The 14,885-nt window shown below is 52.6% G+C and carries 12 protein-coding genes; 7 read left to right on the top strand and 5 right to left on the bottom strand.

Features of this window, described 5'->3' with window-relative positions; genetic code table 11:
• Positions 1-160: 160 nt before the first annotated feature.
• Positions 161-358, top strand: coding sequence for a ferredoxin (locus B7988_RS06510; RefSeq protein WP_072801269.1), 198 nt, complete (start codon positions 161-163; stop codon positions 356-358).
• Between the two features lie 214 nt (positions 359-572).
• On the opposite strand, the gene B7988_RS06505 is transcribed toward B7988_RS06510, so the two are convergent.
• Positions 573-1,994, bottom strand: coding sequence for a LamG domain-containing protein (locus B7988_RS06505; RefSeq protein WP_088657281.1), 1,422 nt, complete (start codon positions 1,992-1,994; stop codon positions 573-575).
• Positions 1,994-2,836 carry a TIGR02147 family protein gene (locus B7988_RS06500; protein WP_073055467.1) on the bottom strand — a complete coding sequence of 281 codons (843 nt, stop codon included), beginning with the start codon at positions 2,834-2,836 and terminating at the stop codon, positions 1,994-1,996. Before B7988_RS06500 ends, B7988_RS06505 begins: the two co-directional genes overlap by 1 nt.
• A gap of 307 nt (positions 2,837-3,143) precedes the next feature.
• On the opposite strand from B7988_RS06500, the gene B7988_RS06495 reads away from it, so the two are divergent.
• On the top strand, positions 3,144-3,662 hold the full coding sequence (locus tag B7988_RS06495) for a GIY-YIG nuclease family protein (protein ID WP_088657280.1): 519 nt from the start codon (positions 3,144-3,146) through the stop codon (positions 3,660-3,662).
• 155 nt (positions 3,663-3,817) lie between these two features.
• On the opposite strand, the gene B7988_RS06490 is transcribed toward B7988_RS06495, so the two are convergent.
• Entirely contained in the window at positions 3,818-6,217 is a 2,400-nt protein-coding gene (locus B7988_RS06490; RefSeq protein ID WP_088657279.1) for a Tex family protein, read from the bottom strand.
• 180 nt (positions 6,218-6,397) lie between these two features.
• Between B7988_RS06490 and queF the strand changes: the two genes are divergently transcribed.
• The gene (gene queF / locus B7988_RS06485) at positions 6,398-6,874 is read left to right on the top strand and encodes a preQ(1) synthase (protein ID WP_073323144.1); all 477 of its coding nucleotides are present in this window, start codon (positions 6,398-6,400) and stop codon (positions 6,872-6,874) included.
• A 51-nt stretch (positions 6,875-6,925) separates the two neighbouring features.
• Entirely contained in the window at positions 6,926-7,642 is a 717-nt protein-coding gene (locus B7988_RS06480; RefSeq protein WP_088657278.1) for a queuosine precursor transporter, read from the top strand.
• A 91-nt stretch (positions 7,643-7,733) separates the two neighbouring features.
• On the opposite strand, the gene sstT is transcribed toward B7988_RS06480, so the two are convergent.
• Positions 7,734-9,005: a serine/threonine transporter SstT gene (gene sstT / locus B7988_RS06475; RefSeq protein ID WP_088657277.1), complete on the bottom strand. Its 1,272-nt coding sequence runs from the start codon at positions 9,003-9,005 to the stop codon at positions 7,734-7,736.
• Positions 9,006-9,149: 144 nt separating this feature from the next.
• Here sstT and B7988_RS06470 point away from each other — a divergent pair, with 144 nt between their 5' ends.
• From B7988_RS06470 to B7988_RS06460, 3 genes are read left to right on the top strand one after another with little or no spacing between them, the layout of a single operon-like run.
• Positions 9,150-10,283, top strand: coding sequence for a glycosyltransferase (locus tag B7988_RS06470; RefSeq protein ID WP_073323139.1), 1,134 nt, complete (start codon positions 9,150-9,152; stop codon positions 10,281-10,283).
• A 2-nt stretch (positions 10,284-10,285) separates the two neighbouring features.
• The gene (locus B7988_RS06465; protein ID WP_088657276.1) at positions 10,286-12,814 is read left to right on the top strand and encodes a DNA topoisomerase III; all 2,529 of its coding nucleotides are present in this window, start codon (positions 10,286-10,288) and stop codon (positions 12,812-12,814) included.
• A gap of 29 nt (positions 12,815-12,843) precedes the next feature.
• Positions 12,844-14,094 carry a glycoside hydrolase family 3 N-terminal domain-containing protein gene (locus B7988_RS06460; RefSeq protein ID WP_088657275.1) on the top strand — a complete coding sequence of 417 codons (1,251 nt, stop codon included), beginning with the start codon at positions 12,844-12,846 and terminating at the stop codon, positions 14,092-14,094.
• Between the two features lie 183 nt (positions 14,095-14,277).
• Here the strand turns inward: B7988_RS06460 and B7988_RS06455 are convergent, their stop codons facing one another.
• Entirely contained in the window at positions 14,278-14,838 is a 561-nt protein-coding gene (locus B7988_RS06455) for a 3'-5' exonuclease (RefSeq protein ID WP_088657274.1), read from the bottom strand.
• Positions 14,839-14,885 lie beyond the last annotated feature (47 nt).

Raw genomic sequence — 14,885 nt, 5'->3', positions numbered from 1 at the left:
CGCACGGCCCCCTCCCTGCCCCCTCCCCTCCGTTGGCCGACGCTTTATTCTTCCTCTTCTGTTCAGTTTTTTCATTTATTTCTTATTTTCCCGTCTGTTCAGAACAAGATTTTGTTATATTGCATATATAAATTCAACCTAAGACACAAAGAGGTATATTATGGCAATCACGAAAGTTTGGCTGGACGAATCCAGTGACGAATGCGTATCTTGCGGCGCTTGCGAAGCTACTTGCGACGCAGTGTTCGAAGTTCCTGAAAAGATGAAGGTCAAGGAAGGCGTCGACTATTCCGCTTACGAAAGCGAAATCAAGGACGCTGCTGACAGCTGCCCGGCCGGCGTGATTAAGTACGAGTAATGCGTAAGGCGAGCGTCGCAGAAAAATGCAAGCATTTTTCTATGACCGAGCCGAAGCATAGACGCCGTAGTGAAACGAGGCGTCCGTAGTGCCGAGGTGAGTATCGCCTAAGTTACTTAAAAACTTTTAAAGCCTTGTCTTCGGACAAGGCTCTTTTGTTATTAGATCCTTCGACTTCGCGCCACAGCGCTCCGCTCAGGATGACACTTTCAGATTACTTCGCTAGGGCTTCGTATTCGGCTTTGACCCATTCAGCGGAGCGGGCGACCGATTCAATCTTGACTTCGTCGATGGCGCCATTCCAAGTGTCGTTCGGCACTTCGGAACCACCAATACGGAACGGCAGCGGGGCTGCAACTTCCTTGGGTGCAAACGGAACACCGGCCTTGTTGCTCACGAGCACCCCGTTGATATAGAAGTACAGTTTGCCACCTTCGTTAACGAGCACCAGCAGCGACCATTCATTCATAGGCAGCGTGCCACCACGTTCGACATTGCCCTTGGCAAGCCATGCATAGCCATAGCCCGACAAGTCCATGCCATCGCCCACGGCAACAAAGGAACTCGTCATAAATTCATACTGCAGCTGGAACCTGGACAATCCGGTCATCCAGTCTTCACGTTCTGCAAAGAGGAGCTGGTAAATGCCATCGCCACGGTAACCGCTCCACTTGGTCCATGCGCTCATGGTAAAGTCACCTGCACAGGGGTCAATATCACCCACTTCGACGAACTGACCGACCTTGAGCAGAATGCCCTTGCCCGACACACCTTCCACGTAGTTCACGGAATCGGCGACCGAGCCGTCATTGTTATAGACCTTAGCTACGCTATCGGAGCCATCCATGTGGAGGTTCAAGGATATCGCAAGTTCTTCCGTAGTATCGACAGCGGTAGTATCTTTTGCAGTGGTGTCAGGCACCACCGGTTCCGGCGTAGCGGTATCCTGCGGAACAGAAATACCATCGGGCACATTCACCATAATGCCACCGTAAGCGGCGCCACTATAGTAGTGGTAATCCGAAATCGTGAGCCAGCCCTCGTTCTTGTTTTCGAGAGACGGAATCTTGAGCGTGTCGCCCGCGACAGCCGTCATGAAGTTTAAACGGGCCTGCGACTGATCGCTTTCCACATACACCAGCGAGATTTCGCCCACGGGCATCGCATCGAATGCAAACGAACCATCGGACTTGACGGTTGCGACATCGCTACGGCCCACAATGCGCATGTAGCCGGACTTGGCCTCGGCAACACGACTTTCAAGTCTGCGCGGGTGACCCACCATCACAAGGGCGTCGCCACCTTTCTGAATGCGGGAAAGGCCGGATTCAGAACCGTTTTCGGCATAAATCACCACAGAGCGCGTGCTGTCAAACTTCAAGCTGAAAATGCCGTTGTTGTCGGCTTCCACCACCACGGAATCTTCGATAGAGGTCTTATCCCAGTTGTCGTAATAAGCCACCACGCGGGCGCGGGCCACAGGCTGGTTCGCCTCGGTCACCACAATGCCCTGTGCAACGGAGTTACCGATATCGGTCACGCCACCAGCGGTTTCGTCGCTCTTGGAACAAGAAGTCAAACCAGCCGCAAAAAGAGCTAAAGCCATACCAGAGGCATATTTGAACAAAGTATCCATTATTTTGCCTCCTTTTCAATCTTCTTACTCATCGGGAACGCCACAAGCATCATCTCGTAAACACGCTCCACATTAGGGTCGTTTGCCGCCTTCGCAATTATCTTCTTGCGGGCGTCTTCAAGAACTTCTACAGCGTAATTATAAGAACTTTCACTCATGGCCAAGGTGGTGAACGCAGCAAAACGTTCGTTCTTGGGCATGGATTCTACAGCACCGATAGCGTGCTGAATGTATTCGCGGCGAATCTGGCGCAAAGAAATCGGCGGAATTTCGGCGGCATCGAGCATTTGCGAAGTCTCTTCGTAATGGTCGCCCACCTTCTTGATCAAATTCCATTCCAGAAGTTTCTTGACAGCGTCGCGGGCCTCTTCGGTCGTGATTTGCGGCGTAAGCATGCGGGCCAACACCATGTAGTCGTCGTGCCAGTCGGCATTCACCGCCATTTCGCGAACCACCGGATAGTACCACTTGCTAAAGTAGGCCTGTTCACGAGTAGTCACGTGTGTAAATTCGATTTGTTTGCGGATTTGGACAATCTGTTCCCAGGCGTTTTCGCGCTCGTTCACCTGTTGCGCCTGGTTGTACTGCACCAGGGCCTCGAAATACGCCTTCTGCAACGGCTCGAAATCCATCGCCTTCGCAATTTTATCGATAGACTTTGGCGTGAGGTTAAAGCGCCCGCGGATGACGTTCAGGCAGTAAGACGAACTGCTGAAACCCGCCTTCGCCGCGAAGAATCGGTGCGAAAAGACGGCCCGCATTTTTTTCTGTTCCTCAAAGTAGTCTTGCAGGAACTTGCGGAAGTCGTCGTAATCAAACAGATGTTCTAGCGCAATACACATAACCCTAAAATAAATAATTTTTACACACCAGGCAATAGCCCGAGAAAATTTTTACACACCCGAAAAGCCCCTTTAGGGGCTTGTTTTGATGTTCGTCACACAACCGAGACGAATCGTGCCGCAAAGAAAATCATAAGAAAAGTTTACACAATAAAATTGGCCATGCCCATCTTCTTTGCACAGCAAACCTTTTTTTACCTAGAAAACGCTCTCAACTTAATAAAAAAAAGCGTGTATATAAAAGGTGATTCTTCTCCCGATGTCTTCCCGCACGTGGTGCGGGATCTCCTTTTCTAACCGAGGAAAAATGAATTACAACTTCTATGTTTACATTCTCACCAACAAACACCGAACTGTATTTTATACAGGTGTAACAAACAATTTATTTCGCAGAATCATAGAGCACAAAATAAAGATAAACGAAGGTTTTACAAACGATTATAACGTCAACAGACTAGTTCATTACGAACTATTCTTCAACATAAAAGATGCCATTGCTAGAGAGAAACAGCTAAAGAAATGGCGACGTTTATGGAAAATGAATTTAATCGAAAAAAATAATGCCAACTGGGATGATCTTACAGAATCTCTTGGTGTTACGGCCAAAATCCTAGATTCAGCAAAGACTTTCTTCAAAAAAACGCCTGCAATAAGAATTGCAAGCGTTTTGGAAAGCCGTAAGAGGAGATGGCGGCTTCCCCGTTCCGAGGATTGTGGGCACATAAGCAATAAATTGCAAGTGCCCACTAACCCGCCGAGGCCGGGAAGACAAGGAAAAAGGCAAGCGCCCACCAACCCGTCAGACAATAGAAAACGCCTGCAATAAGAATTGCAAGCGTTTTGGAAAGCCGTAAGAGGAGATGCCGCATCTATGTGCGGCATGACAGTTAGAGCATTACATTCCTTTGCACTGCGATGCAGTGCAAAGATTACGGCTCGGTCATGGCAGCTCATGCAAGCATGGCTGCCGCGACTCTCGCCTTACATTCCTTTCTTAAAGTTCTTAAGAAGGGCGCTCATCTTGCCGGGCATGGCAGCGGCTTTTTTCGGAGCTGCACCCGGGCGGTCCTTGCCGGCGATTTTTGCCTTAAGGTCTGCGAGGGTTGCATGGCCCTGGATGCCGCCCTGCGGGCGGGCATTGCCGCGACCATCGCGGCCGTGGCCACCGAATCCGCCGCGGTTACCGCCTGCGCGCTGGCCACGCGGGCCATTAGCGCCGGCACCTGCAACGCCGTCGGTAGATTCCTGCTTCATCGAAAGGCTAATGCGCTTCTGGCCCACATCGACTGCGACCACGCGCACCTTCACGATATCGCCCACGGTCAAAACCGTCTTGGCATCTTCCACGAACTTGTCGCTGATTTCAGAAACGTGCACGAGGCCGTCCTGGTGAACGCCAATGTCCACGAAGGCTCCGAAGTTTGCCACGTTCGTCACGACACCTTCCATCCAGCTGCCCGTAATCAGGTCCTGAATCGTGCGAATCTTGTCGTCGAATTTGGCATAGCGGAATTCCTTACGCGGGTCACGGCTCGGTTTCTGAAGTTCCTTCATGATGTCGTCCAAAGTAGCCTTACCCACTTCGTCGGAGAGGAATTCTTCGAGGTTGATCGCCTTCACGGCTTCGGCGTTACCCACCATGTCCTTCACAGAAACGCCAGCCTTTTCGGCCATCTTTTCGACAAGGGCGTAGTTTTCAGGGTGAACCGCAGAATCGTCCAGCGGGTTTTCTGCACCCGGAATGCGCATGAAGCCTGCAGCCTGTTCAAAGGCCTTCGGACCAAAGCCCTTCACATTCTTAAGGGCTTCGCGGCTAGCGTAAGCACCGTTTTCTTCGCGGTACTTCACAATCGCTTCGGACAAAGTATTGCTGAGGCCCGCCACATGAGAAAGCAGCGGAGCAGAGGCGCTGTTCACGTCGACACCGACCATGTTCACGCAGCTTTCCACCACTTCGTCCAGGCGCTTCTTGAGTTCGCGCTGGTTCACGTCGTGCTGGTACTGGCCCACGCCAATAGACTGCGGGTCCACCTTCACGAGTTCGGCCAGCGGGTCCTGCAAGCGGCGGCCAATCGAAATGGCGCCACGAGTGGTCACGTCTTCCTTCGGGAATTCCTGGATAGCAATCATGCTTGCGCTGTACACAGATGCACCTGCTTCAGAAACGATCACGCGCGGCGGAACTTTGCCCTTGAACTTCGCGGACATTTCGGCGCAGAAGGCATCGGTCTCGCGGCTTGCGGTACCGTTACCGATTGCAATCAAGTCAATCTTGTACTTGTCGATAAGGCCCATCAGGTACACGGCGGCACCGGCCTTGTCGTTCCACGGTTCATGCGGCTTAATGATGCCATGGTCCATGAACTTGCCGTTTTCGTCGAGCACGGCCACCTTGCAACCCGTACGGAAACCCGGGTCGAGAGCGAGCACAGCCTTGTGGCCGGCAGGTGCGGCGAGCAAGACGTCTTGCAGGTTCTTGCTGAACACCTTGAAGGCTTCTTCTTCGGCGGCGTCCTTGAGCATCAGGCGTACTTCACTTTCCATGCTCGGCTGGAGCAGGCGTTCCCAAGCATCCTGGCACATGGCTTCCAAGTAAGGAGTCCAAGTGGTGTTGCCCTTGATCACCTGCTGCTTGAGGTAGCCGACCATTTCTTCGTTCGGCACTTCGATCGAAAGGCGGAGCACCTTTTCCTTTTCGCCGCGACGCAGCGCCAGCATACGGTGGCTCGGAATCTTGGACACCTGTTCGCTGTAGTCGTAGTAATCCTTGAACTTGGTTTCCTGGCCTTCGAAATCCTTCTTGACCTTGGAAATCATGACACCAGTCTTTTCCATCTTGTTACGCAGGTACTGACGGAATTCGGTGTTGTCGGCGACTTCTTCGGCCAAAATGTCGGCGGCACCCTTGAGGGCGGCCTTCGGGTCGGCAAGGCCCTTTTCTTCGGACAAATAAATTAACGCAATCTGTTCTGCCGTGTTGCCGGTTTCTTCTTGCGCCCACATGAGGCGGGCCAAGGGTTCCAGACCCAGTTCCTTGGCGGCCGTGGCGCGGGTGCGCTTCTTGGGCTTGTACGGGGCATAAATATCTTCGAGGAGGGTTTTGTCCTTACAGGCTTCGATCTGTGCCTTGAGTTCGGGCGTGAGCTTGCCCTGTTCTTCGATGCTCTTGAGAATCGTTTCTTTGCGGTCTACCAGTTCTTGCAGGTAGTCGCGACGGTGACTGATGTCGCGCAGCTCGATTTCGTTCAGCGTGCCCGTTTGGTCTTTACGGTAACGGGCGATAAAGGGGATGGTACCACCCTGGTCCATCAGTTCGAGCGCCTTGGCGACGCGCCATACTTCAAGGTTAAGCTCTTCGGCAATAATTGCAGAAAAATCCATAATATTTAGTTTCCGTTTTATATTTCGGTTTGAGGGTCTTAAAGCCCTAAGTTCAACCCAGCACCGCAGTGCGAGGTACCCCGGCAATTTTCCCGAGGTAAAGGGAATATAGATAATTTTCTATCTTTGGGTCGGTCAGTTCGAAACCCATCCTGACCTTAAACAAAACTAGGAGACTTTATGCGTTCAGAAGCTGAACTCGAAGGCGTCACGTTGCTTGGCAACAACAAGACCCAGTACAAGACCACCTACAGTCCCGAAGTCCTTGAAAAGTTCCCGAACAAGCATCCGGGCAACGACTACATGGTCACCTTCAACTGCCCGGAATTCACGAGCCTGTGCCCGAAAACCGGCCAGCCGGATTTTGCCGAAATCAAGATCAACTACATTCCGGACCAGTACCTGGTGGAATCCAAGTCCCTCAAGCTTTACATGTTCAGTTTCCGTAACCACGGCGACTTTCACGAAGACTGCGTGAACATCATCATGAAGGACTTGGTCAAGCTCCTGGACCCGAAGTACATCGAAGTCGAAGGCCTCTTTATGCCCCGCGGCGGCATTTCGCTCTACCCGTTTGCCAACTACGGTAAGCCGGGCACCGAATTCGAAACGCTTGCCAAGACCCGCCTGTTTGCAGCAATTGATCGCCGCCGCTAACCCCCAAAACCTCACAACCTCAAAGGGGCTTTAGCCCCGACCTCACACCCCATGCCTCTACAAAACGAAATCATCCTTATCGCTTCCATCTTCGTGTTCTTCGGCGGGCTCGTCGGCTTTTTCCGCTTTTTCGGTAAGCAGGGCATTTTCGCCTGGACGGTGATTTGCACCATCGCCGCAAACATCGAAGTTCTGATTCTGGTGCACGCCTTCGGGCTCGACACCACGCTCGGCAACGTGATTTTCGCCTCGACATTCCTCGCCACCGATATCATGAGTGAAATTTACGGCAAGAAAGAAGCAAGCCGCTGCGTTAAAATCGGCATTCTTGCTAACGTGACCTTCATTCTGATTTCGCAGAGCTGGTTCCTGTATATTCCGGCCGAGGGCGACACCATGGCAGAACCGATTCGTACCGTGTTCGCCAACACCCCGCGCGTGATGCTTGCAAGCCTGTTTGCCTACGCTATTTGCGAAATGTTCGACGTATGGGCCTACCATGCCTGGTGGAAATGGACCGAAAGCAAGTTCGGCAGTAAGAAAAGCTTCTTGTGGTTGCGCAATAACGGCTCTACGCTGGTAAGCCAGTTGATCAACGTGGTCGTGTTCAACCTGCTTGCCTTCGCCGGAGTTTTCCCATGGAATACGATTGGCGAAATCCTGGTCTTCGGCTACGGAATCTTTATCGTGACATCGCTGATGGATACCCCGTTCGTGTACCTCGCACGACGAATCTCCGAAAAGCACCCGGAACTGCTGAAGGACTAATTCGGAGTTCAGATTTCAGAATTCGGATTTCGGAATTCAGATTTCGGAGATTAGAGTTTAGAATAAAATGAGGATGAAAATTCCTCATTTTTTATGCTTCATGTTCTTCGGTTCCGTGTTCGCGGAATAATTCCTCGGGCAAGGGTTTTCCCTGTTTTTGCCAGGCACGGTATTCGGCGGTCGCCGTAAAGATGGCGTCGGTCGAAGAATTCAAGGCCGTTTCCATACTGTCCTGAATCACTCCGATGATAAAGCCCACGGCCACCACCTGCATGGCAATGTCGGTAGAAATGCCGAAGGGGGCGCATGCCAGAGGAATCAAGAGAAGCGAACCGCCCGCAACACCGCTGGTACCGCAGGCGCCAATCGTTGCAAGCACGCACACGATTAATGCCGAAGTAAGCGTCACCGGAATACCAAGCGTATGCACCGTCGCAAGAGTCATGACCGTAATGGTAATGGCGGCCCCACTCATATTGATAGTCGCGCCCAGCGGAATAGACACAGAATAAAATTCGCGGTCGAGCCCGAGCCTTTTACAAAGTGCCATGTTTACCGGAATGTTCGCCGCGGAGCTGCGGGTAAAGAAGGCCGTAACGGCACTACTCTTGAGGCACTTGAGCACCAGCGGATACGGGTCATGCCGCAACACAAGTCCTACAAGAGCCGGCACCACAACAAGCATCACGAAAAGCATGGTTCCCACAAGAACCAGAATGAGCGAACCGTAAGTCTTGAAAATTCCGATTCCGTTCGTAGAAACCGAGGTATACATAATACCCATGATACCGAGCGGGGCCAAATTGATAATCCAGCGAACCACCATCGAAACCGCATTCGACACATCCTGCAGCACGGTAAACGTCACCGGACTTGCAATCTTCTTGATAGCAAAGCCCATAAAGGCTGCCCAAACCAGAATACCGATATAGTTCGCATCGGAAATAGACGCAAACGGATTCGACACCGCATTCACCAACAAATTATGCAGGATTTCGTAAATATCGGTCGGCACGGTCGAAACGTCTGCCGACACATTCAACTCTAGATTCTGCGGGAACATGATGCTCGACCCCACGGCGGCAAAGGACGCTAGCAGCGTACCCACCAGGTATAGGGCAACCACGCGGACAAAACGACGGTCCAAGCGGGACTTGCCATTGGCAAGGGAACAGACAATCAAAATGAACACCAGTACCGGCGCCACGGCCTTAAGCGCGCCTACAAAGAGCACGCCGAATTCGGAAATCCATTTTTGCGACGGCAGAAACACGCCCAAGAGCGCACCCACCACAATCGAAATTGCGATACGGAGCACCAAGTTTGCACTATTATATTTATTGATTACTGCGCTTACTTTCATAGCGTGCCTCCACTTTTCAGTGTGTAATATAAATATAATTTTGCCGATTTTGGGACAAAAACGAAAGGTGCGCAAAAAATCAAGGCCATTTTGGCGGGCGTCTTTTTCCAAAGTCGCCCCGATGAACTAAATTTTGCGCGGAAAATGTTTTTTACGGTGCTCACATACCTGGTCATCGGCCTTTTGGCTGTGTTCGGACTATTCTATATAGTCTTGGAGGTGCGGTTCTTCCGTGCGCTCGGTAAAGTGCGCGTGGGGAACTCCGACGTGGAGCCCGCCCCCAAGGTGAGTATCTTGATTGCCGCGCGCAATGAGGCGGCCGGCATACGCGAGACTTTGGACTCCGTGCTTGCCCAGGACTACCGCGGACAGTGGGACGTGTGGGTGGCCGATGACCGAAGTGACGACGATACGCCGGAAATTTTGGCAGAATACGCAGCCAAGAACCCGAGGTTGCATGTTTTGACGATCAAGGAGATTCCGGAAGGGGTAAGCCCCAAAAAGCATGCGCTTTCGCTGTTGATTGAGGCGTGCGAGGGCGAAATTTTGTGCCTGACCGACGCCGACTGCCTGGTAAAGCCCACCTGGGTCACGGGCATTGTGGCCGAATTCGAGCCGGGCATTGAGCTGGTGGCTGGGCATTCCTACATTCCCACAATCCCCGGTAAGTCGAGTGTGCTCATTTGCATGCAGGCCATCGAGACGCTAATCTACCGCGTCGCGGGTACCGCTGGACTCGCCATGAGACTCCCCCTCACGAGCACCGGCAACAACCTCGCCTACCGCAAGAGCTTCTTCAAGAGCGTGCACGGGTTCGACAACGTCATCAAGATCCAGAGCGGCGACGACGACCTCTTGATGCAAAAACTCGCTGCCGACCGCCCCTGGGCCATGCGCTACTGCATTGCCGAAAGCACCTTCGTGACCACCAACGGCAAAGAAACCTTGAAGGAGCTCTGGGAGCAACGTAAGCGCTGGGCGTCGAAGACTATCTATTATACACCGAAAATCGTATTTGTACTCAGCATGGTATTCCTGTTCCTGACCATGCAGTGTATAGCGGCGGTACTTTCGCCGTTCAGTTTCGAGATTTTTATCGCGACACTTATCGCGTTTGTCGCCAAATGCATTGGTGATTTGGTTTTAATACTTCGCGGGCTCAGGATATTCAGGCAGGAGCACCTGATCAAGTGGTGCATTCCTGTAGAATTTATCCACGCCCCCTTTACCGTGCTGGCCGTGCTTTTTGGCCTGTTCGGACGATTTAAATGGAAGTAGTGATGGCAACAACAAAGAAAACTGCAACAAAGACCGCAGCGACAAAGACTACCGCTGCAAAGAAAACTGCAACGAAGGCGGCAAAGGCCCCGATCGAGGGAAAGACCCTGATTATCGCCGAAAAACCGAGTGTGGCCCTGGACCTGGTCCGCGTACTCGGCCAAAAGAACTTCAAGAACGAAAAGACCCACTACGAAAGCGACACCACCATCGTGAGCCATGCCATCGGCCACCTGGTTGAAATCGCCGACCCGAAAGAAATCGACGAAAAGTACAAGAAGTGGGAAATGAGCACGCTCCCCATGCTCCCCAAGGAATTCCCGCTGGTCGCAACGCCTGCGACCAAGGGGCAGCTTTCGGCACTCTCTAAGCTCATCAAGCGTAAGGACGTGACGACCATCGTGAACGCATGCGATGCGGGCCGCGAAGGTGAACTGATTTTCTTCTATATATTACAGTATGTGCTCAAGGGCAAATTCACGGGCAAGACCATCAAGCGCCTGTGGATGCAGAGCATGACCCCGGCCGCCATCAAGGAAGCTTTCGAAAACATGCGCGACGGCTCCGAAATGGAAAACCTGAAGGCCGCCGCCCTTTGCCGTAGCGAAGCCGACTGGCTCATTGGCATGAACGGAAGCCGCGGCCTTACCGCCTACAACAGCAGCATGGGCGGATTCCAGGTGACCCCGTGCGGACGCGTACAGACGCCGACGCTTGCCATTATCGTGAACCGCGAAGAAGAACGCATGCAGTTCGTGCCACAAAAGTTCTGGACCGTGGAAGCCGAATTCGACAACGACGGCAACCACTACCAAGGCAAGTGGTTCACCGCCAACAAGGAAGACGGCAAGGACAAAATCAAGCAGATTTTTGACGAAAACCGCGTAAAAGAAATTCTCGCCAAATGCAAGGGCAAGGCCGGCACCGTCGAAGAAACGTCCGCGCCCTCGCTCCAGAAGTGCGGCCCGCTGTACGACTTGACGACACTGCAGCGCGAAGCGAACAACCGTTTTGGCTTTAGCGCGAAGACCACCCTCTCGATTGCGCAGGCTCTGTACGAACGCCACAAGGCAACCACCTACCCGCGTACCGACAGCCGCTGCCTGCCCGAGGACTACGTGGCTCCGGTGAAGGCGACCCTCGGCAAAATCGAAGGCCCGCTCGCCAAGTTTGCAGAAACCGCCCTCAAGAACAACTGGGTCGTGAAAACCCCCAAGGTGTTCGACAACTCCAAGATTTCGGACCACTTCGCCATCATCCCCACCGGCGTGATGCCCTCGGGACTCACCGAAGCCGAACAGAAGATTTTCACGATGATTTGCCAGCGATTCATCGCTGTGTTCTTCCCGCCCGCCAAGTACGAAAACACCACCCGCGTAACAACCGTGGAAGGCGAAACCTTTATTACCGAAGGCAAGGTGCTGATTGATCCGGGCTTCAAGGCCGTGTACGGCAAGGACAGCGACGAAGAATCGAACATCCCGGCACTCAAGGGCAAGTCCGCCAAAACGGTCGCCCTCGAAGAAAAGGAAGACTTTACCAAGCCGCCTGCACACTACACCGAAAGCACGCTCCTTTCGATGATGGAAAGCGCCGGTAAGTTGGTGGAAGACGAAGAACTCCGCGACGCCATGAAGGAACGCGGCCTTGGAACGCCGGCAACGCGTGCCGCCATTATCGAAAAGCTCGTCAGCGACAAGTACGTGGTCCGCGACGGCAAGGACATGATCCCGACCGCGAAGGCATTCGACCTGATCAAGGTGCTGAAGGCCATGGATATCGAAGCGCTCACCAGCCCGGAACTTACCGGCAACTGGGAATATAAAATGGAGCAGATCGAGAAGGGCAAGGAAACCCGCGAAAAGTTCATGGAAGGCATCGTTGAGATGACGAAGACCATGGTGAAAAACATCAAGAGTTTCAAGGAAGAAAGCACCACCGGCGAAGCCCCGTTTAGCCCCGTGAACGGCAAGAAGGTTTTTGAAACCGTGAGCCGCTACACCACCGAAGACGGCATCGTCATCCGCAAGATGATTGGCGGCAAGAGGCTCACACCGGAAGAAATCACCGAGCTCTTGACCAACAGAAAGATTGGTCCGCTCACCGGCTTCCGCAGCAAGCGCGGTGCCGAATTCTCGGCCGTGGTGATTATCAACGACGAAAACAAGATTGAATTTGTATTCGACGAAAAGCCCGAAGAAGTCGAAGTCGGAGCCGAGGTCGGCAAGTCTCCGGTCGATGGCGCCGCCGTGTACGAAACCATGACCGGTTACGTGAGCGATTCCTACCTGAAAAAGGAACCCAGCGGCATCACGCTCCCGAAGATTCTCTTGGGCAAAGAAATCCCGCTCGAAGAAATCAAGAAGATGCTCGCCGGCGAAAAGACGACGCTCCTGAAAGGCTTCCGCAGCAACAAGACCCACCGCACCTTTGACGCTTACTTGTATCTAGATAAAGGCGGCAAGCTCAAGTTCGACTTCCCGCCGCGAGAATTCAAACCGAGACGCTTTGGAAAGAAGAAAGCTGAGTAAATTCGGGAATTCGGATTTCGGAATTCAGAATGAAATTTAATATAGTACCAGTAATCGTTTTTCTGGCAATGTCTATTCTTGTGCAGGCGGAGGATTCTCTGCCTGACGTGAAATTTGTTCCGCTGAATTCGCTTACAGAAGCTGCGGGGAATCAAGCCGCGGAACCTGCGAGCAATTCAGCAACAAGCGCGTCGTATACAGCCGAAGCCTTACCGCAAGAAGATTCCATAAAAACGCCTTATGGCCTCCCCCGCGAACTCATGCCACTGTGGGATTCGCTGACCATTAAGCAGAAAGCAGCGCAGATGGTCATGGTTTACATGACGCCCGCATCGTTCATGCTCGAGCACGAATTCGGCGGATACCTGGTGATGAAAAATCACCTGAAGAATCTGGACAAGTTCACCGAGAACATCCGCACCGTGAACGATTCCATGCGAATCAAGCCGCTCGTGGCTGCTGACCAAGAAGGCGGCCTCGTAAACCGAATCTCGGTCGTGGCCCCGCGTTGGGAGCATACCCCCAGCGCCAAGCAAATGCGCAACATGAGCGAAGATTCCATCCGCACTCTGGCAAAAGAAATCGGCGCTGTACTCGACAGCGTAGGAATCAACCTGAATTTGGCGCCCGTGCTCGACCCCGCCAAAGACAGCCGCGGCAAGCATTCCTTTATGGAAGAATCCAAGCGTTCTTGGGGCGAAGACACCACGAATGCGACCAAGGTCCGCGCTTTCGTGCAAGGCATGCGCGAAAGCAACGTTGCCTGCGTTTCAAAACATTTCCCGGGATACGATTCTTGGACCAACAGCGACCACCAAATTGCCGTGAGTTCAACACCCAAGGCTAAAGTGGCGAAGAACGTGGAATTTTTCAAGACACTCTCCAGCGACATTCCCGTAACCATGATGAGCAGCGTGAGCTTTGTGCGCATATCAAGCCGCCCTGCCGTATTCGAACCGAAAATCGTGAAAATGGCCCGCGACATGTCCCCCGAAACAGTCATATTGACCGACGACCTGTGGGGCGTCAGCCTGCGCGCCTGGGTGAGCGGCAACGAACGCGTGCGCAGCAAGAACTATCCCGCCAAGGATTTTAGGAAACTCGTGCGTACCGCCTTGATGGCCGGCAACGACATGTTCATGATTACATATCCGCAAAAAGCGGTTGAAATGGTAAATTACCTCGCCGCACTTTCTAAACAAAGTAAATATTACAGGCAGCGCATCGAAGAATCCGCCGCAAGAATTCTGAAGATGAAATACAAAGCGGGATTGTTATAAAGCCCTCTGTCTTCCCGGCCTTGAGCCGGGAACTCCATTTACGGCTTTCCAAAGAACTTGCAATTATTATTGCAAGCGTTTTTCAAACTAATACAAAGGAGATCCCGTCCCCGTTCCGAGGATCATATCCACTAAGCAGCAAAGCTGCAAGTGGCTATTGTCATCTACGTGCGGGAAGACAAGTCAAACTACCTTCGCTTTTTTCGGCGTAGACAAATTCTTCACTTCTTTCAAAAGGCGTTCCGGCCCGACCTTGTTGTAGGCCAGCTTCAAAATCTCAGCCGCAGCCAAAGCGTCGTCCAAAGCGCGGTGATGATTGAATTCAGGCAGTTCCAGCGCCTGCGTCAACTTATGCAAGCTGTAGCTCGGAAGCCCCGGGAAAAACCGGCGCGCTATCTTGACGGTACAAAGCCTCGGCGGATCGATCTTGATGCAACAGCGCTTGAGTTCCGTACGTATGAACTTGCTGTCGAACTGCACATTGTGCGCCACAAAAATGCGGTCTTGCAAAAGTTCGGCCACCTCTTCGGCAATAGACGCGAACTGCGGCTTGCCGCGAACCATTTCGTCCGTAATGCCCGTCAGGTTCTGCACAAACGGCTGAATCGGCATGCCCGGGTCTACCAGCGCCGAATAAGTCTTGACCACTTCACAATCATCTAAAAGAACAATACCGATCTCGGTAATGCGGCCAACCTCAGCCGTTCCCCCCGTCGTTTCTAGATCTACAACTGCAAACTTCATCGTACTGAATCAAACTGGATCGCTTCGCGTTGCTCGCAATGACGTGA

The sequence above is a fragment of the Fibrobacter sp. UWB1 genome, from assembly GCF_002210325.1.
Lineage (GTDB): Bacteria > Fibrobacterota > Fibrobacteria > Fibrobacterales > Fibrobacteraceae > Fibrobacter.
Note: the sequence above shows the minus strand (reverse complement) of the source record. Positions and strands in the feature narration are given on the sequence as shown.

Excerpts from the sequence above, each read along its gene's own strand:
- B7988_RS06510 (WP_072801269.1), top strand. The coding sequence starts at position 161 with ATGGCAATCACGAAAGTTTGGCTGGACGAATCCAGTGACGAATGCGTA.
- B7988_RS06505 (WP_088657281.1), bottom strand. The coding sequence starts at position 1,994 with ATGGATACTTTGTTCAAATATGCCTCTGGTATGGCTTTAGCTCTTTTT.
- B7988_RS06500 (WP_073055467.1), bottom strand. The coding sequence starts at position 2,836 with ATGTGTATTGCGCTAGAACATCTGTTTGATTACGACGACTTCCGCAAG.
- B7988_RS06495 (WP_088657280.1), top strand. The coding sequence starts at position 3,144 with ATGAATTACAACTTCTATGTTTACATTCTCACCAACAAACACCGAACT.
- B7988_RS06490 (WP_088657279.1), bottom strand. The coding sequence starts at position 6,217 with ATGGATTTTTCTGCAATTATTGCCGAAGAGCTTAACCTTGAAGTATGG.
- queF (WP_073323144.1), top strand. The coding sequence starts at position 6,398 with ATGCGTTCAGAAGCTGAACTCGAAGGCGTCACGTTGCTTGGCAACAAC.
- B7988_RS06480 (WP_088657278.1), top strand. The coding sequence starts at position 6,926 with ATGCCTCTACAAAACGAAATCATCCTTATCGCTTCCATCTTCGTGTTC.
- sstT (WP_088657277.1), bottom strand. The coding sequence starts at position 9,005 with ATGAAAGTAAGCGCAGTAATCAATAAATATAATAGTGCAAACTTGGTG.
- B7988_RS06470 (WP_073323139.1), top strand. The coding sequence starts at position 9,150 with ATGTTTTTTACGGTGCTCACATACCTGGTCATCGGCCTTTTGGCTGTG.
- B7988_RS06465 (WP_088657276.1), top strand. The coding sequence starts at position 10,286 with ATGGCAACAACAAAGAAAACTGCAACAAAGACCGCAGCGACAAAGACT.
- B7988_RS06460 (WP_088657275.1), top strand. The coding sequence starts at position 12,844 with ATGAAATTTAATATAGTACCAGTAATCGTTTTTCTGGCAATGTCTATT.
- B7988_RS06455 (WP_088657274.1), bottom strand. The coding sequence starts at position 14,838 with ATGAAGTTTGCAGTTGTAGATCTAGAAACGACGGGGGGAACGGCTGAG.